The sequence below is a fragment of the Ensifer meliloti genome (assembly GCF_030064585.1).
GTDB classification, from domain to species: domain Bacteria; phylum Pseudomonadota; class Alphaproteobacteria; order Rhizobiales; family Rhizobiaceae; genus Sinorhizobium; species Sinorhizobium meliloti.
This window is the reverse complement of the sequence record NZ_CP120365.1, coordinates 1-15,326: the sequence shown is the minus strand read 5'-3', so window position 1 is coordinate 15,326 and position 15,326 is coordinate 1. Positions and strand designations below refer to the sequence as shown.

Below are 15,326 nucleotides of genomic sequence, written 5' to 3'. Positions count from 1 at the left end.
TTTCTTACTCCGCCGCCTCCAGCACGGCGCCATGCGAGGTCGCATTGCGCGTGTATTCGTCGATCCGCTTCTCCATTTCCGGACGGAAATGCTTGATAAGGCCCTGGATCGGCCATGCCGCCGCATCGCCGAGCGCGCAGATCGTGTGGCCCTCGACCTGCTTCGTCACGTCGAAGAGCATGTCGATCTCGCGCTTCTGGGCGCGGCCCTGCACCATGCGCTCCATGACGCGCATCATCCAGCCGGTGCCTTCGCGGCAGGGCGTGCACTGGCCGCAGCTCTCGTGCTTGTAGAAGGCCGACAGCCGCCAGATCGCCTTGATGATGTCGGTCGACTTGTCCATGACGATGACGGCAGCCGTGCCGAGGCCCGAGCCGAGCTCGCGCAGGCCGTCATAGTCCATGATCGCGTCCTTCATCTGCGCGCCGGGCACGCAGGGGACCGAAGAGCCGCCGGGGATGACCGCCAGCAGATTGTCCCAGCCGCCGCGAATGCCGCCGCAGTGCTTCTCGATCAGCTCATGGAACGGGATCGACATCGCGTCCTCGACCGTGCATGGGCGATTGACGTGGCCGGAAACCGAATAGAGCTTGGTGCCGTGGTTGTTGGGGCGGCCGAAGCTCGTGTACCAGCCGGCGCCGCGGCGCAGGATGGTCGGCGTCACCGCAATCGACTCGACATTGTTGACCGTCGTCGGGCAGCCATAAAGGCCCATATTCGCCGGGAAAGGCGGCTTCAGGCGCGGCTGGCCTTTCTTGCCTTCGAGGCTTTCGAGCAGCGCCGTCTCCTCGCCGCAGATATAGGCGCCGGCACCGTGATGCACGTAAATGTCGATGTCGTAGCCGAGCTTGTTGTTCTTGCCGAGCAGGCCGTATTCATAGCATTCGTCGATCGCCGCCTGCAGCGCTTCGCGCTCGCGGATGAACTCGCCGCGGACGTAGATATAGGCGGCATGCGCACCCATGGCGAAGCTCGCAATCACGCAGCCTTCGATCAGCGTGTGCGGATCGTGGCGCATGATGTCGCGGTCCTTGCAGGTACCGGGCTCGGACTCGTCGGCATTGACGACGAGATAATGCGGGCGCCCATCGCTTTCCTTCGGCATGAAGGACCATTTGAGACCGGTCGGGAAGCCGGCGCCGCCGCGGCCGCGGAGGCCGGAGGCCTTCACCTCGTTGATGATCCAGTCGCGGCCCTTTTCGAGGAACTGCTTCGTGCCGTCCCAATGGCCGCGCGCCATCGCGCCCCTCAACGACTTGTCCTTGAGGCCGTAGATGTTGGTAAAGATGCGATCTTCATCTCTAAGCATGGGGTATCACCTCTTCACCGCGGCTTCTTCGCGGGCTTCGACTTATCGACCGTTTCGCCCTCGATCTTGACGTTCTTCGCCGCCGCCTTCCTGGCGGTGGCCGGCGTCTTCAAGGTCGGGTTGGTGACGTCCGTCGCGGTCGACGGCTTTGCCGCGTTCGACGGAGGCACGCTCACCGCCTGTTCGTCCTTCGCCTTGCTCGCGCGGACCGGTTTCTTCTTCTCTTCGACCGGCTCCGGCGCCTGCAACGTCGTCAGGCCGCCGATCGGCGCGGAATAGACGCGGTCGATCTGCGGGCCCGGAACGACTTCCGACCCTTTGCCGGCCTCGAAGCGGTCGATGATCTCCTCGAGCCGCTCCGGCGTCAGATCCTCGAACGTGTCCTTGAAGATCATGACCATCGGCGCGTTGACGCAGGCGCCCTGACATTCGACCTCTTCCCAGGAAAGCGTGCCGCCCTCATTGAGGGTGAACGGTTCGCTGGCGATCTTCTTCTTGCAGATCTTGATCAGGTCTTCGGCGCCGCGCAGCATGCAGGGCGTGGTGCCGCAGACCTGGACATGGGCACGCGTTCCGACCGGCTGCAGCTGGAATTGCGTATAGAAGGTAGCGACTTCGAGGACGCGGATATAGGCCATGCCGAGCATGTCGGCGACCGACTCGATCGCCGCCCTCGTCACCCAGCCATCCTGCTCCTGAGCGCGCATCAGCAGGGGAATGACCGCCGACTGCTCGCGGCCTTCGGGATATTTCTTGATCGTTGCCTCGGCCCAGGCAGCATTTTCCTTGCTGAACGCGAAGGCCGCTGGCTGGACTGTGTCTTCGGCTAGTCGACGAACGGACATTCTAGTGGACACCTTATCAGTTAATCGAACCGCACCGCGATTTCGTCAGCGAGACAAATTCGCAGGCATAGGCTGACTGGTCTTTCTGCAAAAACACGATGTAGCGCGCGCCGTTGTTGACGGCTGCCTTGATCTCGTAGCCCCTCGACAGGAGCGCCGACATGCTGCCGCCCCTGAGCGCAGCGGACGACTCGCTGCCGACGTCTTCCTGGGCCGAAGCCCCGGAGGCGAGCGCAAGAAGTCCGACAGCGACGAGCGGCACCAGACGCATCAGCGATCCACCTCGCCGAAAACGATATCGAGGGAGCCCAGCACGGCCGAAACATCGGCAAGCTGGTGTCCGCGACAGAGGAAGTCCATCGCCTGAAGATGCGCGTAACCCGGAGCGCGGATCTTGCAGCGATACGGCTTGTTGGTGCCGTCGGAGACCAGATAGACGCCGAACTCGCCCTTGGGCGCCTCGACCGCGGCGTAGACCTCGCCGGCGGGCACGTGATAGCCCTCGGTATAGAGCTTGAAGTGATGGATCAGCGCCTCCATCGACCGCTTCATCTCGCCGCGCTTCGGCGGCACGATCTTGCCGTCGAGCGAGGAGACCGGACCGATCTTGGCATCGCCGAGCAGGCGATCGACGCACTGGCGCATGATGCGCGCCGACTGGCGCATTTCGATCATGCGGATGAGATAGCGGTCGAAGCAGTCGCCGTTCTTGCCGATCGGAATGTCGAACTCCAGGTCGGAATAGCATTCATAGGGCTGCGAACGGCGCAGGTCCCAGGCCGCACCCGAGCCGCGCACCATCACGCCCGAGAAACCCCAGGCCCAGGCGTCTTCGAGGCTGACGACGCCGATATCGACGTTGCGCTGCTTGAAGATGCGGTTGCCGGTCAGAAGCTCGTCGATATCGTCGACGGTCTTCAGGAACGGGTCGATCCAGTTGCCGATGTCTTCGACCAGTTGGTGCGGCAGGTCCTGATGTACGCCGCCCGGACGGAAATAGGCCGCGTGCATGCGCGCGCCGCAGGCCCGCTCGTAGAAGACCATCAGCTTCTCGCGCTCCTCGAAGCCCCAGAGCGGCGGCGTGAGCGCGCCGACGTCCATGGCCTGAGTCGTCACGTTGAGGAGATGCGACAGGATACGGCCGATCTCGGAATAGAGAACGCGGATCAGCTGACCGCGGATCGGCACTTGCGTACCGGTCAATCTTTCGACCGCAAGCGCGAAGGCGTGCTCCTGGTTCATCGGCGCGACATAGTCGAGCCGGTCGAAATAGGGTATCGCCTGCAGATAGGTCTTGGCCTCGATCAGCTTCTCCGTGCCGCGATGCAGGAGGCCGATATGCGGATCGACGCGCTCGACGATCTCGCCGTCAAGCTCCAGCACCAGACGCAGAACGCCGTGCGCCGCCGGATGCTGCGGGCCGAAGTTGATGTTGAAGTTGCGGACGTTATGTTCGGTCATACCGATTGCTCCAGGCCGGATGGCGTCCTTCGCGGACTGCCGCGGGCCGACTTAATTCAGCGTGGTCTCGCCTTTTCGTCGCCGGGCAGCACGTATTCCGTGCCTTCCCAGGGCGAAAGAAAGTCGAAATTGCGGAATTCCTGCTTCAGCTCGACGGGTTCGTAGACGACGCGCTTGGCTTCGTTGTCGTAACGCACCTCGACGAAACCGGTCAGCGGGAAGTCCTTGCGCAGCGGATAGCCTTCGAAGCCGTAGTCCGTTAGGATGCGCCTCAGATCCGGGTGACCGGTGAAGAGGATGCCATACATGTCGTAGGCTTCGCGCTCGAACCAGTCGGCGCCGGGGAAAACTGACGTCGCCGACGGGACGGGCTCGTTCTCGCCGGTCGCAACCTTCACGCGGACGCGCTGGTTCTGGCGCGGCGAGAGAAGATGATAGACGACATCGAAGCGGTCCGGGCGCTGCGGATAATCGACCCCGCAGACATCGATGAAGCTGACGAAACCACACTGGACATCGTCGCGCAGGAAAGTCAGGAGCGCGATGAGGTTCTCGGCTTTCGCCGTCACCGTCAGTTCGCCGTATTTGACCTCCGCATCGGCGATCAGCGCGCCACGCGCCTCGCGGAGATAGGAGGCAAGCTCGTTCAGGGCTTCACTCATCTTAAGTTCCCCTGCCCTTAGCGCTCGATCGTGCCGGTCCGGCGGATCTTCTTCTGCAGCAGAAGCACGCCGTAAAGCAGCGCTTCTGCCGTGGGAGGACAGCCAGGCACATAGATGTCGACGGGCACGACGCGGTCGCAGCCGCGCACAACCGAATAGGAATAGTGGTAGTAGCCGCCGCCATTGGCGCAGGAGCCCATCGAGATCACGTAACGCGGCTCGGGCATCTGGTCGTAGACCTTGCGCAGCGCGGGCGCCATCTTGTTGGTGAGCGTGCCGGCGACGATCATGACGTCGGACTGACGCGGCGAGGCGCGCGGCGCAAAACCGAAGCGTTCGGCATCGTAACGCGGCATCGACATCTGCATCATCTCGACCGCGCAGCAGGCGAGACCGAAAGTCATCCACATCAGCGAACCGGTTCGGGCCCAGTTGATCAGCTCGTCGGTCGAGGTGACGAGAAAGCCCTTGTCGGCGAGCTCGTTGTTGATCTCGCCGAAGAAAGCGTCATTGCTGCCGATCGGCTTGCCGGTCGCGGGATCGAGGATCCCCTTGGGCTGCGGCGCAACGAGCGTGGTGCCGGATGCTAATTCCATTCCAGCGCTCCCTTCTTCCATTCATAGATAAAGCCGACCGTCAGGACCAGAAGGAAGACCATCATCGACCAGAAGCCGAACCAGCCCATCTCCTTGAACGAAACCGCCCATGGGAAGAGGAAGGCGACTTCGAGATCGAAGATGATGAAAAGGATCGACACGAGATAGAAGCGGACGTCGAACTTCATGCGGGCGTCGTCGAACGCATTGAAGCCGCACTCGTAAGCCGACAGTTTTTCCGAATCAGGCGCCTTGAAGGCGACGGCGAAAGGAGCGACCAGAAGTGCGAGGCCGATCACCAGCGCGATCCCAATGAAAATCGCGATCGGTACGTAGGAACCGAGAAGTTCTGTCATTTTATCCGTCCCTGCCTGCGGAGGGCGCCATGAAAGCGCTTCAACGAAGAATGCCGCAGGCCGAAAAGCATGTTGCAACGCCAGAGTGGTTAGCGCAGCCGGCGCCCGGGCGCAAGCCTCGAAGGGGCATTTAAACCGGTTCGCGGCGCATAGCGGACATGCGCCTACCGCGGGATGCTGGGCAATGCGCGCAATCGCGGGAAACCGGGCCTCCCGGCGCCAGGAATTCCGCGGCGAGACACTTTGCCGCAATGCAAAAAAGGAAGCACCGAAAAAGGCAGACGGCCACTTGAGAAGAGAATGGCGCGAGTGACGGGGCTCGAACCCGCGACCTCCGGCGTGACAGGCCGGCACTCTAACCGACTGAGCTACACCCGCGCATTATGGCCATCGCTGACCATTATCTCATCATCGGCACTTTTTGAGAATGCCGCAGTCTTTCAAGAGTGGCGCGAGTGACGGGGCTCGAACCCGCGACCTCCGGCGTGACAGGCCGGCACTCTAACCGACTGAGCTACACCCGCATCTCTTGACGTTCCAGACGCGCTCGCGCGCCCCTGCCCGAAGCGGCCTTGCCGTTCGATGAGCGGCTAACTAAGCGGTTCGCTTTGGGGTGTCAAGCGCGATTGAAAACAAATCCGTGACGGAACGTTTTTTGGTCCACAGCATGTCTTTTCGGAAGGATTTGGCCGCCTGTGGAAGCACGCTCCAAAGGTGAGCACCCGTTCACCCCCTCGGGGGCTCGCCCTCCTTATATATATGCGGGCCCAGCGGAGCGACCAACAATGCGCCGCCTGCCTCGATAACTGCCTCTCGTCGCCGCCCTATTTGTCCACAAGCTTCATAACGGGCGCCCCGGCCCGCGATAAAAAATTCGAAAAAATCGCTCGAACGCTCTTGCGGTTTTCGCCGGTTACGCATAGATCACGCCCACCGACGCGGCGGACACTTGTCCGGCAACGCGAGAGGGCGATTAGCTCAGTTGGTAGAGCGCCTCGTTTACACCGAGGATGTCGGGAGTTCGAGTCTCTCATCGCCCACCATTTTTCCATATGACAGGCAATGTTTGCGCAGACGGCTCCCGCGAGTCGTCTCTTTTTGAAGCCGCAGCGATGCCGGACGCCGCGCTGTCTGCGTAGCGCACGCCCTCCGACCGTCATTCCTGTGCCTGCCACAGGAAGCCAGCAAGGCCAATTCCTTGGGCGAACAGGCTTTTCCGCGCCGCAGACGCGGCGCTGCTGGATCCCTGTGACGAGCACAGGGATGAGGAGGAGAGAGTGCCGTCCCTCAGAGCACCTCCCGTAGGCCGTACGGAAGGTCAGGAGACTGCGCGCGTATCCCCAGGTGAACGTTGATGTAGCCCCGCAACCCCCCTCATTCCTGTGCTTGTCACAGGAATCCAGCCAGCCCAAGTCCTTGGGCTGAAAAACTCGCAGGCGATGGGCGAGCGGTGACCTGCCGGGAGACGACGGACAGGGCTGGTTTCGTCGCCCCTCATCCGGCCTGCCGGCCACCTTCTCCCCGCAAGCGGGGCGAAGGGGACTCGCGGCGTGGCTCTGCACTCAGCCGCTTACGGGGGAGCGGCGGGCCCGAGGCTTGCCCCTTCTCCCCGTCATACGGGGAGAAGGTCGCGGCAGCGGGATGAGGGGCTGCCACGAATCGAAAACACCCGGCGCAGCAGGTCCGTTACCCCTGCCGCCATAAGCGTGGAAAAGCCCGGGGCCTTCGACATCGTCACGCACGACCCCTACCCGCCCCGATACTGCTCCTCCGTCACATGCTCGAGCCAGTCCACCACCTTGCCGTCGAGCGCTTCCTGAATCGCGATGTGCGTCATGCCGGTCTCGGACGCGGCGCCATGCCAGTGCTTTTCACCCGGCGGGAACCAGACGACGTCGCCGGCGCGGATCTCGCGCAGTTCCCCGCCCCAGCTCTGCGCCAGGCCGCGGCCTGCGGTGACGATCAGGGTCTGGCCGAGCGGGTGCGTGTGCCAGGCGGTGCGCGCGCCGGGCTCGAAAGTCACGGTCGCGCCGCGTACCCGTGCGGGTGACGGCGCCTCGAAGGCTGGGTCCACGCGCACGGAGCCGGTGAAATATTCGGCCGGGCCGCGCGCCGAGGGTCTCGATCCGCATTCGAAGATTTCCATTGGAGCCTCCTTTGAGGGACTTCGCCGGGCCAGCCGACGGGTGATGCAGGGGCAAGGCGCATGCAGCTTACCTCCTTCCGGCAAGCGGCTACAACCGGTGGATCGTCACGCCCGGGCAGGCGCTCCGCGCAATGTCGCAAAGATGCTCATGGTGGGTCAGATAGATCACCTGCCCCACATCGGCCATTTCCGCCATCAGCTCGAAGGCGCGGCCGGCGCGGCCGTCGTCGAAGGTTTCCATGATGTCGTCGGCGATGAAGGGCAGCGTCTCCCGCGTCGCCGCGACCTCGTGGTAGCCGGCGATCCTGAGCGCGAGATAGAGCTGGAAGCGCGTGCCCTTGGAAAGATCGCGGGCGAGCTTCGATCCGCCGGCGGCGGTATTGGCGATGAGGAATTCCTGGCCCTTGTCGGCTTGCGTCGAGAGACCGGAATACTCGCCGCCGCTGATATGCATGAAAGTTCGCGAGGCGCGCTGCATCATGGCGCTGCGGTGGCGCTCGCGAAACAGCCTGAGCGCCTGTTCGGCGGCGATCACGCCCGCACGCAGCCGGAGATAGCCGATCGCCTTGCTCTCGATGTCGAGAAGCAGAGTGCGGCGCCGCTGTTCGAGCTCCGCCACCCGGTCGCCGCCCTCGACGGCGGCAAGCGCCCTCTCCCGGGTCCTGACATCGGCGTGCAGCTCGCTGACATCCCGGTCGGCCGCGTCGATCGCCTCCTCCAGCCGCGCGAGTTCCAGGCCGAGCTCCCGGTCGTCGAGTTCGGCGAGAAGCGCTTCGGCCTCGGCGGCGGTCGCGACGCCGAGCCGCGCAGCCAGATCGCTTTCCATTTCCGAGCATCTCTGCCGCAGCCGCTGCTCTTCGCGGGCGGCTTCCAGGCAGGCGGCCGCTTCGTCGAGAGTCCCGCAGTCGAAGAAGTCGAGGACCCTCTGCCTGTTGGCGGCGTGGAGCCGCTCCTCGGCGCGCAGCGAGTCGAGGCTCTCCTCCATGCGCTCGATATTGCCCTGAAGCGCCAGGCGGCGCTCCTCCTTCTGAAGTGCGGCGCCAACGCGATCGCGCACCGCGGAAAAGAGCGTGAGAACATCGCCGGCCTGTCTTTCGCCCAGTACCGCGGCCAGGCCCACGACGCTTTCAGTGAAGGCCGCCTGATCCCTGCGCATGCCCGCCACGCGATGGTCGAGCTCCGCCTTCTTCTGCATCAGCTTGTCGAGGTCCTGAAGCACGGCGAGCACGGGGCCGATTTCCTGCGGCTGCGGCCGCTCCACCTGCCGGGAAAGCCATGTGCCGGCAAGCGCCTCATCCCATTCCCCGCACCAGGACGCCATCGCAGCCTCCGCGGCCGCAAAGACGGCCCGCCGCTTTTCGAGCGCCTCCGAGGCACGTTGGAACTGCGCCACGGCATTCCGGTAGGCCGCGGATGCGGCCTCCGCGCGGGAGGAGACAAGTTCCGCCACCGCGAGCAAGGCGTCGAGCCGCTCCGGCAGCGCATCGGTGATCCCGAGCCGCGCCAGCTCCGCCCGAAGGCTGCAGACCGCCGCCTTCTCTTCGGCGACCGCCCGGTCGCGCTCCTTCAGCGCGGTGCGCAGTTCCCCGCGCAAATCGAGCGCGGATGCGCGGGCCGCAAGCCAAGCCTCGAACTGCGGCAGCCCCGTTATGCAAGGCAAGCCAGAAGCGCGTGCGGCGGTGCCGATCTCGGCGCTCAGCCTCTGCCGCTGCTCCTCCGCGGCTTTCCTTTGCGCGTCCAGCGACTGCAGGCGGGCGCGCCGCTCGGTGACGGCAAGCGTCAGGCTGCGTATCTCGGCCACGCGCTCCGCCTGGGCAAGCCGAAGCGCCGTGATTGCATCATGCTCGTTCAGTGCGGTCTCGAATGCGGTCGCCGTCTGCTCGCCGAGAACGGCACGATGCCGCTGCCAGGCTGTATCGCGGCGCCGCCTCAGTTCGCAAACGGCCGCGTCATCCACGACGCCGCCATTGGCCGCAATGGCGGCAAGGCGCGCCTCGTCTCCGGCCTGGCGCTCGCTTTCATCGGCGATCCTGTCGGCGAGGCGCAAGCGCCGCTCCGCCTCGGCGTGGTCCTCGGCCCGCCACGCTTCCACGACGGCCGGTGCCGGAGCGGGAAGCGTGGCCAGATCGTCGATCGTACCGGCGAAGGGCCGCAATTCATCCAGTCTGTCGCAAATCGCCGCCTCGAGCCGGTCGATCTCTCTTGCCGACGACTGCTGGCGCAACAGGCAATCGCTCTGCCGGAGGAGATGCACGCGTTCGGCGAGGAACGCCGGGTCGGCCGCCCCCTCCTTCAGCCGGGCGACTTCGCGCTCGGCGTCGCCGTGGTTCCCTTCGGCGGTTTCCGTCTCCTCGCGCGCCGACGCAAGCCTCTCCGAAAGGCTTGCATGCCGGCGCACCAGATCCTGCAGGCGGACGGCGCGCGCCGCCGGCAGCAGGAGCGAGGCGAGATCGGGATTGCCCGCCTCGCCGAGGCGGACGAGGCAGGCATCGATCTCGGCGGCCGTCTTCGCAAGTTCCTCCAGACGCGCCGGCATGTCGCGGTCGGCCGTCAGATAGCGGGCTTCGAGGGCGGTTTCACGCAGAGCCCCGAACCGTTCCGCGATCGCGAGCGCCTGCTCGTCCCGAGGTAACCCGGCAAGCTCTTCGCGCCGCCGGGTGAGTTCCTCGTGCACCTGCCGGAGCGCCGCGGAGATTTCCGCATCGCGCCGGCGAAGAACCGGCAACTCCTCCTGCCACTCCGCCGGCGGCACCGGCAACGAGTCCCGCCCGGCAAGCTCCTGCCTTGCGCCGCGAAGCCGCGCGAGAAGCGGCAGGGCGTCGCGCTGACCGCGCATCCTGTCCCGGTCGGCGCGCAACTCGTTGCGCAGCCTCGCCGCCGCCTCGTGGCGTGCGCGCATGCTCGCCAGGGCCTTGCGGAGTGCTGCATATTCGCGTGCATTCACGTCGATCTCGTTCCGCTCCGCCTTCAGCGCATCGAGCTCAGCCTTCAGTTCGGCAAGCTGGTGCTTGCGCGCCTGCGGGCGGAAGAAGGAATCCGCTTCGGCTCGAAGCCCGGCAAGCACGGCGGTGCTGTCCGGCAGACCGGAACTCGCGGAAAACAGAAGGGACCCGAGTTCGCCCTCGCTCTTCAGTATGGCTTCCCCGCCCTCTTCGATGCTGTCGTCGTCGAGCGAGAACATCGTGCTGTAGGTTGCCCGGTCGATGGAGACGAGGGCTGTGGAAAACAGGCCGTCGGGCAGCGGCTGCTCGTCGGGGCCGATCAGGCTGTTGGCATTGCGCTTGATGCGGTAGGCGTGATGCAGGCGGTTACCGGCCGCGACGATGCCGCCGATCCGCATCGTCTGATAGGGATGCAGGAAGCCGTAGGGGCTCGAACGTTCTATGCCGAAGATGAGGTCGAGGAAGCCGGAGAAGAGGGTCGACTTGCCGGCTTCGTTCGGGCCGTAGATAAGGTGAAAATCCGGCTCGCCCAGCTTCGCCTCGCCGAAATCGAGATGCCGCTCCGTGAATTTGCCGTAGCGGACGAGCTCCAGTCGCTGAAGCCGCATCAGTCGGTGCCTCCGGCGCCGGCACGGCCGTGAAGATGCGCCAGCACATCCGCACTCCCCGCAAGTGCTGCCTCCAGCGCCAGCCGCTCCAGCGCCTCTTCGTCGCCCGCCAGCACTTGCCTGAGTTCAGGCGGCAATTGCTGCAGGAGCTCCTTGGCAACGCCGCTCAGTTCGGCGCGAAAGCCGAAGGAGGGCAGAACGTCGTTTTCGACGAGTGCCGCCAGTTCGCCGACCGGATCGGCCGCATTTTGCTCCGCATTGCCGGTTGCCTGGCAGCTCATTTCCGTGTTCTCGATCCAGCATCCGCCGATCCCGGCCGCGATGTTGACGATCTCCGCCTCCAGGAGATCCGCGTCGCGCCTGAGGCGCCAGGCAAGCGGCGTCGCGCCGGTCAGCGTCAAGCGCAGGATCAGATTGTCCGCCGCCATGTTCTTTCGAAGGAGGATCAATTCACTGGTCACCGCATCCAGCATGTCGCGCCAGTCCGCAATCCCGCTCACGTCGATCTCGTGCCGCTCGAACGCGGCGGTGCCGGTCGGCCGTTCATCCAGCGTGACCAGCCCTTCATCGTCGATCGTCACGACCGTGACGCCCTTCGTCCCCGCTTCGTTGATGTCTCGGCCCTGCGGCATGCCGGGCATGACGATGAAGGGCTTCTCGCAGTGCACCTGCCGCTGGTGGACATGGCCGAGGGCCCAATAATCGAAACCGTGCCGCTGAAGCTCGGCGACGCTGCAGGGCGCGTAGGGGTCGTGGGCCGCCGATCCGGAGAGGCTGGTATGCAGCATGCCGATATTGATGCCGCCGGCGACCGGCGGATGGAACTGGGGCAGCAGGCTTTCCGGAGCGTGGGGGTCGGCAAAGCTCACGCCGTGGACGTGCACCGTGCGGCCGTTCGCAAGCGTCTTGACATGAACCGCCCTGCTCCGGCCGGCAAATACATGCACCGAAGGCGGCAGGGTGAGTTCGCGCGTCACCTGCGACTGGGAATCGTGATTGCCGCGAATGATGAACGACCGGATGCCGGCTTCGTCGAGGCGCCGAAGCTCGCCCGCCAGGAAGAGCGCCGTGTTCATGGAGGTCTGACTGCCGTCATAGAGATCGCCGGCGATCAAAAGCGCATCGACGCTTTCGGCAATGCAGAGATCGACGATGCGGACGAGCGCATTGCGCGTCGCGCTTCGAACGAGCCCGGCAAGCTCCGCATTCCGGAGCGCCAGGCTGCGCAAGGGCGAATCGAGATGGAGGTCTGCGGTGTGAACAAATCGGAAGGGCATGGCCGGGCGGACCATGGCCCGGCGCCGCCGCTTTCGTCAATGGCCGCAGGACCGGGTATCCACGGAATGCTTGAATGCGAGCAGCATCGCAACGCCAACTGCCGGCAACTCTTCGCTTCACAAACAAAGGCATCGCGAGCAGGAAGCGTTTCTTACAGCCGGCGGACATTCCCAAGTTTTAGGTGGTTTTGGTCGACAAATGCGACAATTGTGACTATCAATAATGTCACTGCCATTTCACATGGCCCCTCATAATAACTCATAAGGTCATGAAGAAGACATTCGAGGTTTCCGACAAGCTGTTCGAGCTCTACCATCGCGTTCATCGGCTGGTGAACGAGTCCATGACGGAAGAAGGCGTATCGCTTGCCAGGAGCAAGTTCCTGTTCTTCCTGAGCAAGCTCGGACCCTGTCGGTCTACCGACATAGCCTGTGCGCTGAATTTCGCTCCGCGAACGGTGACCGAGGCGATCGACGGACTGGAACGCGACCGTCTGGTCATGAGAAAGCCCGACCCCGAGGATCGCCGCGCGAAGATCGTCTCGATAACAGAGACCGGCCGGGCCGTACTTCAGGCTGCAGAACATCCGCGCAAGCAGCTCATCGAAGAGATCTTTTCGGCGCTCGACGACGAGCAACTCGACCAACTCTATGACATCGTCAGCAAACTCGTCGAGAAAACCGACGACATCCGCAAGCGCAAGGAAGAAGCGGAAGCCGCCGAGATTGCCGTCGCGCGCTAGATCACGATGTTTTTAGGCCGGATCGACCTAAAAACATGAACGTGATCGACTCCAAAAAGTTGGAGCGGGATGCGGGCGGAAAACCGCGTACACTTTTCCTCATCCCGCTCTGAGCTTCGCTTCGAATGCAAAAGGAAGAGGCCGCGACGTCATGTCCCGGCCTCTTCCGTTTTCTCGGGATGGGACGCTTACATGGCGTCCATCGCGCCTATGGAGAAGAACAGCGTCTCGCCGGAGGAATCGTCGACGCCGTCATTGTCGGTGACGACATAGCCGTTGCCGGCTGCGTCGACTGCAAAGCCTTCGACCTTGTCGACGACATAGCCGTTGAGCGACTGCAGGTCCGGAATGAGGTCGCGCACCTCTTCCTTGTTCACGACAGGCAGTTCCCCGCCGAGCGCCGCGGGTTTCAAATCCGCAAGCGCAACGCGGTAGAGCTTCTTGAGCTTGGCGGCTTCTCCGATCAGATTGTCACGCTCGACGATATAGGCGTAGTCTCCATGAACGGAGATTTCCGACAGGCCGACCCAGCCTTCCTCCGACTTTTCAAGCGGATAGCGCACGGCGCCCCATTCTTTGCTCGACGGCTTGTAGGAGACGAGCTTGACGAAGCCCTTCTCGTCATCCTTCCATTCGCGCTGCACAGCCATCCAGAGAACCTGATCGTCCCCTTCGCCCACGACTGCGACGCCTTCGAAGCCGTAGCGGATCTCGTTGGCGCGCAATTCCTCCGGCAGCGCGATCTCCTGCTTGATCTCGCCCTTCTTGTTCACGTGCAGCAGCGCGTGGCTGTAGAGCTTGTCGGAATTGCCTTCCGAAGCGAGCCAGAAGCCGCCTTCGCCATCATTGGCGATGCCTTCGATGTCGAGCTTCTGGGCGGGAGCGCCGTCACGGGTGATCGGCAGGGCTTCCGTGATCAGCGCGGGCTTCTGCGTAGCGTCGATCGTGAAGATGGTCGGCTGCGACGAGAAGACGGAATCGTTGACCGCATGCAGGAAGCCGGTCTTGTCGGCAGCGGCAAGACCGGAAAGCGCCCCGAAGCCGATGGGCAGCCCGTCCTTCTCCACGGAACGGATCTGCGGATAGGCAGCCTCCCCCTCGCCGCGCTCGTAGATCATGACATGCGACCGCGCCCCGCCGTCTTCTACGAGATCGACCTCGTTGGCGGTCGCAAACAGGTTGCGCCCGGGAATGGCGACAGCACCCTCGGGCGAAACGCCGGAGGGCAGAAGCTGCACCAGCTCCGGTTCGCCGCCCGTATCCTTGTAGACGCCGACGATCGAGGCACGCTCGGACAGAACGAAGAAAAGCTTGTCTTCGCCGAATTGCGCCAGTTCCAGGCCTTCCGGCTCGACGCCCTTCGCCGAGGAACGCTTTTCCGGATAGTGGCCGATCGACGCGATAGCGCGTTCGAAGCCTGCTCCCGATTCGTAGAGGACCTTCCCGGTCGTGTCGAAGATCGTGAAGCCGCGGCTCCCGCCCTCATAGTCGCCCTCATTGGCGACGACCAGACGATCGTCGTCGAGCCACTTGATCGCATCGGGCTCGCGCTTGCGGCCCGCCTGCTCGCCGGTGAAGGCGATGGAGCCGTCACGCTTGGTGTCGATAGCTTCGAGATCGACCGTGCCCGCAGGGAAATGCGTCTTCACGGTCGCGGACTTGCCGTCGATGACGACGATGTGGTTGTTCTCCTGGAGGGTGAGTGCAATCTCGTCCCTGCCGTTGAAGGCAACGAACTCCGGCTCGGGATCGTCGCCGGCGACCTCGGCGAGACCGGTCAGCGTCACATGCTTGATCGTCGCGCAATCGGCCGCCCCGTCCTTCAGCGACAGGATCACGAGATCGCCTGCAGGCATCTGAGGAATCTGCCCGTCATTGACGTCCTCGTCGCGCTCGTTCTCGATCGCGATTGCGGCAAGCGTCCGATCCTTGTTCACGGCCACCGAGTCCGGCTGGCCACCGAGATCGCAGGTGGCGTCCACCTTCCTCCCGGCAATGTCGACCACGGCGAGCACGCCGGACGGCTTGGTAAAGCTTTCGCTCGTGTTGACGGCAACGAGCGCTTTGGCGCCGGCTACCGCGACCGAAGTCGGCTCCCCGCTGAAAGAGACGATACCGCCTGCCTCAGGCGCCTTGGCATCGGTGATGTCGATGAACCCGATGCGCTTGCCGGGACTGTCGGAATAGATCAGCGTATTGCCGTCTTCGCTTGCGGTGATGATTTCGGCCGATGTCGGCGCGTTCCGCTCGGCTCCCTCGGGCAAATTCGTGGCCACCGCAAAGGACACGATGCGGTTGAATACCTGTTCGGCCTGAACGACCGACGCCGTCGATGCGGCAAGCGCCGCGGCCAATGCCGTGGTGATGGAAAATGCTTTCAT

12 protein-coding genes and 3 tRNA genes are annotated in these 15,326 nt (G+C 63.9%); 2 read left to right on the top strand and 13 right to left on the bottom strand.

Features of this window, described 5'->3' with window-relative positions; all coding sequences use genetic code 11:
* Positions 1 to 4: 4 nt before the first annotated feature.
* The 9 genes from nuoF to PZL22_RS07085 all read right to left on the bottom strand — a co-directional run bounded on the left by nuoF (position 5) and on the right by PZL22_RS07085 (position 5,753).
* Positions 5 to 1,309 (bottom strand): NADH-quinone oxidoreductase subunit NuoF, encoded by a 1,305-nt coding sequence (gene nuoF / locus PZL22_RS07125; RefSeq protein ID WP_003531839.1) that lies wholly within the window; start codon positions 1,307 to 1,309, stop codon positions 5 to 7.
* A gap of 14 nt (positions 1,310 to 1,323) precedes the next feature.
* Complete coding sequence (gene nuoE, locus PZL22_RS07120) at positions 1,324 to 2,154, bottom strand: NADH-quinone oxidoreductase subunit NuoE (RefSeq protein WP_003531836.1); 831 nt, start codon at positions 2,152 to 2,154, stop codon at positions 1,324 to 1,326.
* A gap of 16 nt (positions 2,155 to 2,170) precedes the next feature.
* Complete coding sequence (locus PZL22_RS07115; protein WP_003531834.1) at positions 2,171 to 2,425, bottom strand: hypothetical protein; 255 nt, start codon at positions 2,423 to 2,425, stop codon at positions 2,171 to 2,173.
* Positions 2,425 to 3,615, bottom strand: a complete 1,191-nt coding sequence (locus PZL22_RS07110) for an NADH-quinone oxidoreductase subunit D (protein WP_003531832.1) — start codon at positions 3,613 to 3,615, stop codon at positions 2,425 to 2,427. Before PZL22_RS07110 ends, PZL22_RS07115 begins: the two co-directional genes overlap by 1 nt.
* A gap of 56 nt (positions 3,616 to 3,671) precedes the next feature.
* A complete protein-coding gene (locus PZL22_RS07105) occupies positions 3,672 to 4,277 on the bottom strand; it encodes an NADH-quinone oxidoreductase subunit C (RefSeq protein ID WP_003531830.1) in 606 nt (201 codons plus the stop codon).
* Between the two features lie 17 nt (positions 4,278 to 4,294).
* Positions 4,295 to 4,873 (bottom strand): NuoB/complex I 20 kDa subunit family protein, encoded by a 579-nt coding sequence (locus PZL22_RS07100; protein WP_003531828.1) that lies wholly within the window; start codon positions 4,871 to 4,873, stop codon positions 4,295 to 4,297.
* Positions 4,864 to 5,229, bottom strand: a complete 366-nt coding sequence (locus PZL22_RS07095) for an NADH-quinone oxidoreductase subunit A (RefSeq protein ID WP_003531826.1) — start codon at positions 5,227 to 5,229, stop codon at positions 4,864 to 4,866. The genes PZL22_RS07100 and PZL22_RS07095 overlap by 10 nt, the downstream gene beginning before the upstream one ends.
* A 301-nt stretch (positions 5,230 to 5,530) precedes the next feature.
* Positions 5,531 to 5,607 (bottom strand) — tRNA-Asp (locus PZL22_RS07090).
* Positions 5,608 to 5,676: 69 nt separating this feature from the next.
* Positions 5,677 to 5,753, bottom strand: a tRNA-Asp gene (locus tag PZL22_RS07085).
* A gap of 443 nt (positions 5,754 to 6,196) precedes the next feature.
* Here PZL22_RS07085 and PZL22_RS07080 point away from each other — a divergent pair.
* Positions 6,197 to 6,272, top strand: a tRNA-Val gene (locus PZL22_RS07080).
* Positions 6,273 to 6,976: 704 nt separating this feature from the next.
* Here the strand turns inward: PZL22_RS07080 and PZL22_RS07075 are convergent.
* The 3 genes from PZL22_RS07075 to PZL22_RS07065 form a co-directional block, all read right to left on the bottom strand.
* Complete coding sequence (locus tag PZL22_RS07075) at positions 6,977 to 7,375, bottom strand: (R)-mandelonitrile lyase (protein WP_003531820.1); 399 nt, start codon at positions 7,373 to 7,375, stop codon at positions 6,977 to 6,979.
* A gap of 88 nt (positions 7,376 to 7,463) precedes the next feature.
* Positions 7,464 to 10,925 carry an ATP-binding protein gene (locus PZL22_RS07070; protein ID WP_003531817.1) on the bottom strand — a complete coding sequence of 1,154 codons (3,462 nt, stop codon included), beginning with the start codon at positions 10,923 to 10,925 and terminating at the stop codon, positions 7,464 to 7,466.
* On the bottom strand, positions 10,925 to 12,217 hold the full coding sequence (locus tag PZL22_RS07065; RefSeq protein ID WP_003531816.1) for a metallophosphoesterase family protein: 1,293 nt from the start codon (positions 12,215 to 12,217) through the stop codon (positions 10,925 to 10,927). Before PZL22_RS07065 ends, PZL22_RS07070 begins: the two co-directional genes overlap by 1 nt.
* A gap of 254 nt (positions 12,218 to 12,471) precedes the next feature.
* Between PZL22_RS07065 and PZL22_RS07060 the strand changes: the two genes are divergently transcribed.
* A complete protein-coding gene (locus PZL22_RS07060) occupies positions 12,472 to 12,945 on the top strand; it encodes a MarR family winged helix-turn-helix transcriptional regulator (RefSeq protein ID WP_003531815.1) in 474 nt (157 codons plus the stop codon).
* Positions 12,946 to 13,133: 188 nt separating this feature from the next.
* On the opposite strand, the gene PZL22_RS07055 is transcribed toward PZL22_RS07060, so the two are convergent.
* Positions 13,134 to 15,326 (bottom strand): esterase-like activity of phytase family protein, encoded by a 2,193-nt coding sequence (locus PZL22_RS07055; RefSeq protein WP_003531813.1) that lies wholly within the window; start codon positions 15,324 to 15,326, stop codon positions 13,134 to 13,136.

What these genes read in the sequence shown, in the direction of transcription:
- nuoF (WP_003531839.1), bottom strand. Translation starts at nt 1,309, where the DNA reads ATGCTTAGAGATGAAGATCGCATCTTTACCAACATCTACGGCCTCAAG.
- nuoE (WP_003531836.1), bottom strand. Translation starts at nt 2,154, where the DNA reads ATGTCCGTTCGTCGACTAGCCGAAGACACAGTCCAGCCAGCGGCCTTC.
- PZL22_RS07115 (WP_003531834.1), bottom strand. Translation starts at nt 2,425, where the DNA reads ATGCGTCTGGTGCCGCTCGTCGCTGTCGGACTTCTTGCGCTCGCCTCC.
- PZL22_RS07110 (WP_003531832.1), bottom strand. Translation starts at nt 3,615, where the DNA reads ATGACCGAACATAACGTCCGCAACTTCAACATCAACTTCGGCCCGCAG.
- PZL22_RS07105 (WP_003531830.1), bottom strand. Translation starts at nt 4,277, where the DNA reads ATGAGTGAAGCCCTGAACGAGCTTGCCTCCTATCTCCGCGAGGCGCGT.
- PZL22_RS07100 (WP_003531828.1), bottom strand. Translation starts at nt 4,873, where the DNA reads ATGGAATTAGCATCCGGCACCACGCTCGTTGCGCCGCAGCCCAAGGGG.
- PZL22_RS07095 (WP_003531826.1), bottom strand. Translation starts at nt 5,229, where the DNA reads ATGACAGAACTTCTCGGTTCCTACGTACCGATCGCGATTTTCATTGGG.
- PZL22_RS07075 (WP_003531820.1), bottom strand. Translation starts at nt 7,375, where the DNA reads ATGGAAATCTTCGAATGCGGATCGAGACCCTCGGCGCGCGGCCCGGCC.
- PZL22_RS07070 (WP_003531817.1), bottom strand. Translation starts at nt 10,925, where the DNA reads ATGCGGCTTCAGCGACTGGAGCTCGTCCGCTACGGCAAATTCACGGAG.
- PZL22_RS07065 (WP_003531816.1), bottom strand. Translation starts at nt 12,217, where the DNA reads ATGGTCCGCCCGGCCATGCCCTTCCGATTTGTTCACACCGCAGACCTC.
- PZL22_RS07060 (WP_003531815.1), top strand. Translation starts at nt 12,472, where the DNA reads ATGAAGAAGACATTCGAGGTTTCCGACAAGCTGTTCGAGCTCTACCAT.
- PZL22_RS07055 (WP_003531813.1), bottom strand. Translation starts at nt 15,326, where the DNA reads ATGAAAGCATTTTCCATCACCACGGCATTGGCCGCGGCGCTTGCCGCA.